Annotated in this window: 6 protein-coding genes; 3 read left to right on the top strand and 3 right to left on the bottom strand. The window is 46.8% G+C overall.

The genetic code is table 11. From position 1 onward, the window contains the following. The first annotated feature begins 252 nt into the window (after positions 1-252). Positions 253-3162 carry an RNA polymerase-associated protein RapA gene (gene rapA / locus AACV32_RS01665; protein WP_013855992.1) on the top strand — a complete coding sequence of 970 codons (2910 nt, stop codon included), beginning with the start codon at positions 253-255 and terminating at the stop codon, positions 3160-3162. Between the two features lie 76 nt (positions 3163-3238). Here rapA and AACV32_RS01670 read toward each other — a convergent pair whose 3' ends face one another. Further along, positions 3239-4510 (bottom strand): NRAMP family divalent metal transporter, encoded by a 1272-nt coding sequence (locus tag AACV32_RS01670; RefSeq protein WP_170895598.1) that lies wholly within the window; start codon positions 4508-4510, stop codon positions 3239-3241. A gap of 248 nt (positions 4511-4758) precedes the next feature. Here AACV32_RS01670 and AACV32_RS01675 point away from each other — a divergent pair, with 248 nt between their 5' ends. Both AACV32_RS01675 and AACV32_RS01680 read left to right on the top strand, forming a co-directional pair. Then, positions 4759-5496 (top strand): RluA family pseudouridine synthase, encoded by a 738-nt coding sequence (locus tag AACV32_RS01675; protein ID WP_064625906.1) that lies wholly within the window; start codon positions 4759-4761, stop codon positions 5494-5496. 29 nt (positions 5497-5525) lie between these two features. Beyond that, positions 5526-6488 carry a D-2-hydroxyacid dehydrogenase gene (locus AACV32_RS01680; RefSeq protein WP_170895599.1) on the top strand — a complete coding sequence of 321 codons (963 nt, stop codon included), beginning with the start codon at positions 5526-5528 and terminating at the stop codon, positions 6486-6488. Positions 6489-6554: 66 nt separating this feature from the next. Here the strand turns inward: AACV32_RS01680 and AACV32_RS01685 are convergent, their stop codons facing one another. Further along, complete coding sequence (locus AACV32_RS01685; protein WP_170895600.1) at positions 6555-9416, bottom strand: valine--tRNA ligase; 2862 nt, start codon at positions 9414-9416, stop codon at positions 6555-6557. 94 nt (positions 9417-9510) lie between these two features. Then, entirely contained in the window at positions 9511-9960 is a 450-nt protein-coding gene (locus tag AACV32_RS01690; RefSeq protein WP_017043380.1) for a DNA polymerase III subunit chi, read from the bottom strand. Positions 9961-10133: the final 173 nt, after the last annotated feature.

Below are 10133 nucleotides of genomic sequence, written 5' to 3' on the forward strand. Positions count from 1 at the left end.
AGCATCGTTACAACAAGTATAGCAACCTTGTTTACTACAAATGCCACCGATTTCTTACAGTTTGATGTCAACCAAAAGTTGAAGAAAAAAATCTTGGTTATCCTTCGCTTTACACGTGACCTGTATCACGCCATCAAGTAAGATTAGCGACCTTTTTCTGCACCACACTCCAACAACAATCATAATTAGGAGTTGCCTTCACGTGGTAGCAGAACGATACAATCCATTCCAAATAAATAAGGTAGTCGATTCATGAGTTTTGCTTTGGGGCAACGCTGGATAAGCGATACAGAAAGTGATCTTGGTTTAGGTACTGTAGTAGCGCTTGATGCGCGTACTGTGACCTTGATGTTTGCTGCATCAGAAGAAAACCGCGTTTATGCACGCAGTGACGCCCCGGTAACACGAGTGACGTTCAATAGCGGCGATGTGGTTGAAAGCCAAGAAGGCTGGTCGCTACGCGTTGAGCAAGTTGTTGAAGAACAAGGACTACTCACTTATCTCGGCACGCGCGAAGACAACGATGAAAGCGGCGTGGCGCTACGTGAAATTTTCTTAAGCCACCAAATCCGTTTCAACAAACCGCAAGATAAATTGTTCGCAGGTCAAATTGATCGCATGGATAATTTTGTGTTGCGTTATCGCGCCCTCACTAACCAATATCAACAACACAAAAGCCCAATGCGTGGTTTATGTGGCATGCGCGCGGGCCTGATTCCTCATCAGCTTTATATCGCACATGAGGTTGGCCGTCGCCATGCGCCCCGCGTGTTATTAGCCGATGAAGTGGGGTTAGGTAAAACCATTGAAGCGGGGATGATCATTCATCAACAAGTGCTTTCTGGCCGCGCGGAACGTATTTTAATTGTGGTGCCGGAAACCTTGCAGCACCAATGGTTGGTGGAGATGATGCGTCGCTTTAATCTTCATTTCTCCATTTTTGATGAGGAGCGCTGTGTTGAAGCGTTCGCTGAAGCACACAACCCTTTTGATACTCAGCAATATGTGCTTTGTTCGCTCGATTTTCTGCGTAAAAGTCGTCAACGTTTTGAACAAGCACTTGAGGCGGAGTGGGATCTATTGGTGGTGGATGAAGCGCACCATCTAGAATGGAGCCAAGATAAACCAAGCCGCGAATACCAAGTGGTCGAAGGGCTAGCGCAAAACACCCCAGCGGTATTGCTGCTAACGGCAACGCCGGAGCAATTGGGCCGTGAAAGTCATTTTGCGCGTTTGCGTTTGCTCGATCCCGATCGTTTTTACGATTACGAGGCGTTCGTTGAAGAAGAAGAGCAATATGCGCCTGTAGCCGATTCCGTCAGTGCCCTGTTTTCGGGTGAGAAGTTGCAAAACGAAGCCAAAAACCAAATCACTGAGCTACTTTCAGAGCAAGATGTTGAGCCGCTGTTTCGCATTATTGAAAGCGATGCCGATGAAGAGAGCAAAGCCTCTGCTCGCCAAGAGCTGATTGATAATCTGATGGATCGCCATGGTACAGGCCGCGTGCTGTTTAGAAACACCCGCGCTGCGATTAAAGGATTCCCTGTGCGTAATGTGCACTTGATGCCGATGGAAATCCCCGCGCAATACACGACCTCGATGCGAGTGGCTGGCATGATCGGCGGTAAGCTCAGTGCTCAGGCTCGCGCGATGAAAATGCTCTACCCCGAAGAGATTTTCCAAGAGTTTGAAGGCGATGATGCAAGTTGGTGGCAGTTCGATTCTCGCGTGAATTGGCTGCTTGAAAAAGTGAAAGAAAAACGCAGCGAAAAGATTTTAGTGATCGCTTCTCGCGCTAGCACCGCGTTACAACTGGAGCAAGCACTGCGTGAGCGTGAAGGCATTCGCGCGACCGTTTTTCATGAAGGTATGTCGATTTTAGAACGTGATAAAGCCGCCGCTTATTTCGCACAAGAAGAGGGTGGCGCGCAAGTGCTTATCTGTAGTGAAATCGGCTCTGAAGGGCGTAACTTCCAATTTGCTAACCAGCTGGTGATGTTTGATCTGCCGTTTAACCCAGATCTTTTAGAGCAACGCATTGGCCGTTTGGATCGTATTGGTCAACACCGTGATATCGATATCCATGTGCCGTACCTTAAAGGCACATCGCAAGCGATTTTGGCGCGTTGGTTTGATGAAGGCTTGAATGCATTTGCTGAAACCTGCCCAACAGGCCGCGCTGTGTATGATAAATATGCCGATGATCTGATTGACATGCTGGCTTCGGGAAATATCGATACGTTGGATGAGATCATTGAACAGTCGGCAACGCTCAACAAAACGTTGAAGGCTCAGCTTGAACAAGGGCGTGACCGATTGCTTGAAATGCATTCAAACGGTGGCGAAAAAGCATTGAAAATCGTCGAAAGTATAGCATCAACGGATGGCGATACTAACTTGGTTACTTTCGCTTTGAGCTTATTTGATGCGATCGGTTTAAACCAAGATGATCGGGGTGAAAACGCGCTGGTGGTCACACCATCAGAGCACATGATGGTGCCAAGCTACCCCGGTTTGCCGTATGAAGGAGCGACCATCACTTTTGATCGTGATACGGCATTATCGCGTGAAGATATGAATTTCATCAGTTGGGAACACCCGATGATTCAAGGCGGGATTGACCTACTGATGAGCGAAGGCGTGGGAACATCGGCGGTTTCTCTGCTGAAAAATAAAGCTCTGCCTGTTGGGACTTTGCTACTTGAGTTGATCTATGTGGTGGATGCACAAGCGCCAAAACGCAGTGGTATCAGCCGCTTCCTTCCTCAAACACCGATCCGTTTGATGATGGATGCGCGTGGTAATGATCTCTCCGCGCAAGTTGAGTTTGAAAGCTTCAACCGCCAATTAAGCCCAGTGAATCGTCATTTGGCCAGCAAGCTCGTTACGTCGGTACAAAATGATGTACATAGCTTAATTGCTGCCAGTGAAAGCCAAGTTGTGAGCCGTGTTGAAGCGATTCGTGAACAAGCGCAGAAAGAGATGCAGTCGAGCTTAAACGGTGAACTGGAGCGCTTATTGGCGCTTAAAGCAGTCAACCCGAACATTCGTGATGAAGAGATCAGCGCGATTGAAGAGCAGATCAACGAGTTAAGCGGTTACATCGGTAAAGCGCAATTCCAACTGGATTCGTTGCGTTTAATCGTTGTGACGCATAACTGATCCCTTTACTTGGCCCTTGTGGCGGACATTAAAAACAACAAAGGCCTTTTTCATAAGGCCTTTGTTTTATCTGCTGTTACATAAGCCACTTCCACCAAATAAACAGCGCTAAAAAGCCAAACAGATAAACAAGCCCTACGATAGACAGCGCTTTGAGTTTTTTTCCTACTGCGAGTTCAGCCGGTAAAGGTGTTTTAGTCACCAGAATATAGTTGAGCAGCGCAAAAATTGGCGTGGTCATAAATGCCATGATCATCGCAAAATTCAGCATTGGCATCAGTGCTGAAGCCCAAAAGGCAATGATGGCTAGCGCTAAAGCCGATACCACGATGACCCAAGCTTGGTAGCAACGTGGGCTTTGGCTCTCTTTGTTTTGCAAAAGACGTTGTGATTCTGCAATCACTCGTGAATAGCCATCAATAACGGTGATGGTGCTACCAAAAATACAGAAAAAGGCGATCACTGCAATCAAATAACGTGACCACTCACCTATGGTTGAAGCGTACAATCCGACCAATTGATGCGAAAAGCCGACGCCAGATTTCGAGAGCTCAACGCCTGTTCCGTGTAGTACTAAGGCACCAAGCGCCAAAAATACAATCGCCAAGATTGCAGTACCGATATAGCCCACATTGAAATCAAATAGTGCGGATTGCGGCGTCACTTGCTGCTCTTGGCATTGACGCTTGAGCCACACCGAAGTGATGCTCGAAATCTCAATGGGTGCGGGCATCCAGCCCATTGTCACCACCAAAAAACCGATCGCGGCGAGTGTCCAAGGTGAAGGCGAAATGGTTTCTACCACTATCTGCGTTGGGGTTGCGACGGCAATCACCACGGCGAGTAAGGTGGCGATTGTCAGTACTGCCATAATAATTTTAGAAAGTGAGTCGAGCGCGCGAAAGTGGCCTGCAAAAAGGATCAGCAAACAAGTGGTCAGCACAATCACGGAAAGAACAATATTGCCTAGCTCAAAAGGGACAAAATAGGCCAGTAAGCTGGCGCTAAACAGCAGTAACGCGGCGGTGTTTATAATGGCCGATACCACGCTTAAGAGGGCAAAAACCCATAAGTAAGCGCGCCCGAGATGAGCATAGCCTTGTACTAAACTTTTGCCTGTCCCCATGGTGTATTGAATGCCAGCCTTAAAAAAGGGGTATTTTAATAAGTTGACCAGCAAAATGAGGCCTGCGAGTTGCCAGCCATAAATTGCACCTGCTTGAGTTGACGCGACGAGATGAGAGCCGCCGACGGCGGCTGCCGCCATCATAATGCCCGGCCCGAGTGAACGAAGCAGTTGTGGCAGGGTTAAACGTTTGGCCGATTGATAAGGGACGCTGTGTTCCATTCTTGTTCCTTAGACTTGATGTTGTGTTATTTATAATTTTTGCTTTTGAAGCTGACTTTAATGTCAAGCTCATCAATCAATATCACACCCAGTCAATCTGTCAATTTTAAGTTACATTTCAAGTGATATTTCTAAGCAAGGCTAACTTACTGACGATTTCATGATTTAACGAAACTAAGATGACTCTTCTCTATTGGCTTAGCGGAGAGGTTGGTATAATGCGCCTATTTTTTTAGGAGAAACCTTCGATGGCTATGCTTGAATACACGCCGCCCACAGATCCTTGGATTGATATTGTCTATGAAGATGATCAGATTCTCGCGGTGAATAAACCTTCAGGTCTGCTGTCGGTTCCAGGACGCTTGCCTGAGCATCACGACAGCATGTGGAGTCGTTTGGCTGAGCAATATCCAGAGATCCAAGTTGTGCATCGTTTGGATATGTCGACTTCTGGCTTGATGGTGCTGGCAAAAAATAAATACGCGGAAGGGGCATTGAAAAAGCAGTTTCAATACCGTTTAACGCATAAAATTTATTATGCTCGCGTGTGGGGCGTAATGGAGCTTGATGAAGGGGTGGTTGAGTTACCCCTGATTTGCGATTGGCCAAATCGGCCTAAACAGAAAGTCTGCTTTGAAGATGGAAAACCATCGAAAACTTTATATCAAGTAGCGAAAAGAGAAGAAAAAACGACAATTGTACGTCTTCTTCCTGTAACTGGCCGTTCGCACCAATTACGTGTTCACATGCAAGCTTTGGGTTATCCGATTGTGGGTGATGAGTTTTATGCCCCGCAAGAAGCGCAAGATTTTTCCGATCGCTTAGCATTGCATGCCGCAGAGCTCAGTTTTTATCATCCAAAGAGTCATTGGCTGCGCAATATTTTTGTCGGCTGTGATTTTTATCCCGAAGCACAAGAGCAAATTTTGCAACACTTTGATCCTGAACGAAAATTACCAGATTACAAAACGTTGCCCCGACCTTAGTGTGATGTGGGTGGCGACAAGGAGCTAATATGTCACTACCCACGGTTGTCTTTCTCGATAGGTCCACAATCCCTGCTTATATTCGATTGCCAAGCTTACCTTTTGCTCATCATTGGCTTGAGTTTGACTTTACTTCTGCCGAACAAGCGCTCGATCGCCTATCTCAAGCCGATATCGTAATCACCAATAAAGTGGTGCTGGATAGAGCGTTACTCTCACAATGTCCGAAATTGCGCTTGATTGCTGTGTCGGCCACAGGCGTCAATAATGTCGATGTCGATTACTGTCGTGAAGCAGGCATCGCACTGGTGAATGTTCAAGGCTATGCCACCCGTTCTGTTCCGGAACATGTCGTTGGGATGATTTATGCCTTAAGGCGTAACTTGTTTGCTTATCATCAAGATATTGCCAATGGCGAGTGGCAGCGCAATCAACAATTTTGCTTTTTTACTCATCCGATAGGGGATGTTGCAGGTTCAACGCTTGGTATTGTGGGGAGTGGCGCGCTCGGACAGGCAACTACAACGTTAGCACGAGCGATAGGCATGCAGGTGATATTTTCTGAACGAAAGGGGGCCAAGTTATACCGACAAGGTTTTATGCCCTTTGAACAAATGTTAGCGGAGGCGGATGTTGTGAGCTTACATTGCCCATTGAGCGAGCAAACCCGAAACCTGATAGGTGAGAACGAATTAAAGATGATGAAGCCTAATGCATTGTTGATTAACGCAGGCCGTGGTGGTTTGGTTGATGAGCAAGCACTTGTGACAGCATTGAAATCTGGGCAAATTGCTGGCGCTGGAGTGGATGTATTCAGTCGTGAGCCAGCAGATAAAACGAATCCCTTACTAGCCAATATGGATTTGCCAAATTTGTTGCTTACACCACATGTGGCATGGGGTAGTGACTCAGCTATTTCACAATTGGCAACGATTTTGATGGATAACATTGCCGCGTTTGAGCGTGGAGAGCACAAAAATCGCGTCTGCTGATGGCGTGAATAAATAAAAAAGGTCGGCATTTTCACACCGACCTTTTTAATGGTAACGCAATCGCGATTATAGCGCGGCTATGGTCGCTTTCTGTTCTTCCAGTTTAACCAAGGTATCTTGATAGCCATTCAGCTTTTGACGCTCGATAGCGACAACGGCTTCGGGTGCTTTAGCGACGAACCCTTGGTTATTGAGTTTGCCTTCAATGCGTTTGATTTCACCTTGAGTTTTAGCAATCTCTTTTGCTAAGCGCTCTAGCTCCGCATCTTTATCAATCAAACCAGCCATTGGGATCATCAGCTCAGATTGACCAACCAGCGCCGTTGCACAAGCGGGAGTCTCTTCACCCTCTTCAAGAACGCGTAGTGCCTCCAGTTTAGCCAGTGACAACAGTACCGCTTTGTTCGTTTCTAAACGTGCCACTTCTTGCTTGTTGGCGGCTTTTAGCATCACGTTAAGAGGTTTGCCTGGGTTGATATCGTACTCGGCACGCAGGTTGCGAATGCTAGTAATAAAGGCTTTCACCCATTCGATATCATCCAGCGCTGCTTGGTTGAAGTTCGTTTCATCGTACTGAGGCAGCGCTTGCAGCATGATGGTGTCACCTTCAACGCCGTCCACTAATGGCTTAATGCTTTGCCAAATAGTTTCAGTGATATACGGGATCACTGGGTGCGCGAGGCGTAATGTTTTCTCTAATACCGTAATTAATGTACGTCGCGTTGCGCGTTGCTGCGCTTCACTGCCTTTCCACAATACGGGTTTAGTCAGCTCTAAGTACCAGTCACAGAATTGGTTCCAGATGAATTCGTAAAGGGTATTTGCCGCCATATCTAAACGGAAGTTGTTGATATGGTTGTTGAACTCTTTAGCCGTCAATTCAAATTGAGACTCGATCCATTTATCGGCTAACGAATACTCAAGCTCGCTACCTGCGTTAAAGCCACAATCGAGATCTTCGGTATTCATCAACACGTAACGGCTCGCGTTCCAGAGTTTGTTACAGAAGTTGCGGTAACCTTCTAGGCGTTTCATGTCCCAGTTGATATCACGACCGGTTGAAGCCATCGCTGCTAGCGTGAAACGCAGTGCGTCGGTTCCATAAGGTTCGATACCATTTTCAAAGGTTTTACGTGTATTTTTCTCGATCTTGGCTGCAAGCTGTGGCTGCATCATGTTGCCACAACGCTTTTCAACCAGAGATTCAAGATCAATACCATCGATCATGTCGATAGGATCAAGCACGTTGCCTTTAGATTTTGACATTTTGTCGCCGTTTTCATCACGGATAAGGCCTGTGACATAAACAGTTTTAAATGGCACTTGTGGTTTACCATTCTCATCTTTACAGAAGTGCATGGTCATCATGATCATGCGTGCAACCCAGAAGAAGATGATGTCGAAACCAGTAACAAGAACGTCAGACGGGTGGAATGTTTTTAGTGCCTCAGTGTTTTCTGGCCAGCCTTGTGTACCAAAAGTCCAAAGAGCGGATGAGAACCAAGTGTCCAATACATCATCATCTTGGCGCAGTACCACCACTGGGGCTAGGTTGTTTTGTTCGCGCACTTCTTCTTCGCTACGGCCGACATAAACGTTGCCGTCGTTGTCATACCAAGCAGGAATACGATGACCCCACCAAAGTTGGCGTGAGATACACCAATCTTGCACGTCACGCATCCATGAGAAGTACATGTTTTCGTACTGCTTAGGCACAAATTGAATCTCGCCATCTTCAACGGCTTTGGTTGCGACTTCCGCTAGTGGCGCTGTGCGTACGTACCATTGGTCGGTCAGCATTGGTTCGATCACCACACCACCACGGTCACCGTAAGGAATGGTGAGGTCGTGATCTTTGATTTCTTCAAGCAGGCCGAGAGCTTCAAATTCAGCTACGATGGCTTTACGTGCCGCAAAGCGCTCCATGCCTTGGTACTTAGCAGGTAGATCGCTGCTGTAAGCGTCACTTGGTTCACCATTGGTATTGAACACTTCGGCGGCGTCACGAATATTGGCATCAAAGGTGAAAATGTTGATCATCGGCAGTTGGTGGCGCTTACCGACTTCATAGTCATTGAAATCGTGAGCAGGGGTGATCTTCACACAGCCTGTGCCTTTTTCCATGTCTGCGTGCTCATCGCCCACGATAGAAATGCGACGATTGACGATTGGCAGAATGATCTCTTTGCCGATCAGAGCTTGGTAGCGTGGATCTTCAGGGTTAACCGCTACGCCTGTGTCACCCAGCATGGTTTCAGGACGAGTGGTCGCAACAACAATGTAGTCTTTACCGTCTGCTGTTTTTACGCCGTCAGCCAGTGGGTAACGGAAGTGCCACATGTGACCTTTGACGTCTTTGTTTTCTACTTCTAGATCAGAAATTGCAGTGTGCAGTTTTGGATCCCAGTTCACAAGACGTTTACCACGGTAGAGTAAATCTTCTTGGTAAAGGCGAACAAACACTTCTTGAACGGCATTGGATAGGCCTGCATCCATAGTGAAGCGTTCACGATCCCAGTCTACCGATGCGCCAAGGCGGCGAAGCTGTTTAGTGATGGTGCCACCTGATTCGCCTTTCCATTCCCAAATTTTGTCGATGAAGGCATCACGGCCGTAATCGTGTTTGGTTTTGCCTTCTTCTGCGGCAATTTTACGTTCAACCACCATTTGGGTAGCAATACCGGCGTGGTCTGTACCCACTTGCCATAAGGTATTTTTGCCTTTCATGCGTTCGCAGCGGATCAAAGTATCCATAATGGTGTCTTGGAATGCGTGACCCATATGAAGGCTACCAGTGACGTTCGGCGGTGGGATCATGATGCTGTACGCTTCTTTTGATGTATCACCGTGAGGCTTAAAGTAGCCGTTCTCTTCCCAAGTCTGATACAGAGCTTGTTCGATTGCTGTTGGGTTATATGTCTTTTCCATAGTGCTCTTAAATGGATACTGTGAATGGTTAATCTTAGTCAAACTTCATAAGTGAAGGATCTTGTTAAAGATCGCCTTAACTATAAGGTTTGACCTATGGATGTTGGATCTCGATTGTTTGCAATTGGTAGCCAGCTTGACGGTAGATTTTATACCTTTCGCGTGCTCGTTGCTTTGCTTTTTCTTCGCAGGGGACGAAGTCTACCACCTCAGCAAAGGCGTTCGCAAAGGTTGTATGATTATCCGCCACATTTATTACCAGTTGACGATTCCAATTGGGTTTGACGTTGGGGTAGCCAATCTCGATATGAGTAGAGTATTTCGGGCCTTCACCCACCAGATTGTGCGCGACAAACTGTTCAGCAGGTACTTGCCATAAATGTTCGGCAAACTGTTCAGCGTGAGTTTTATCATCACAATGCAGATAAATTTTTGCCCCTTGTTTGGCGAAGTGATGAGCCAGAAATAGGACATATTGCTCAAAGCCTGCTAGCGTTGCTTGAGGGCTTTCTTCGTTCACAATGTAAAAGGTGGCTCGCTGCATGTTGTCACCTACTATCTAATCGCTCATCAACAAAAAAGGGCCTTGCGGCTAATGCCGATCAGTTAAGGCCAAAGTGATCGGTTGAACGATCCTTCAGAGCTGTCAAAATCCAAGTGTATTTAATGCACTTGGATTTTTTTATGGATGTTTCTCAAGCTCTAAACATAATTAAT

The organism is Vibrio sp. B7 (assembly GCF_963888765.1).
GTDB classification, from domain to species: Bacteria; Pseudomonadota; Gammaproteobacteria; order Enterobacterales; family Vibrionaceae; genus Vibrio; species Vibrio anguillarum.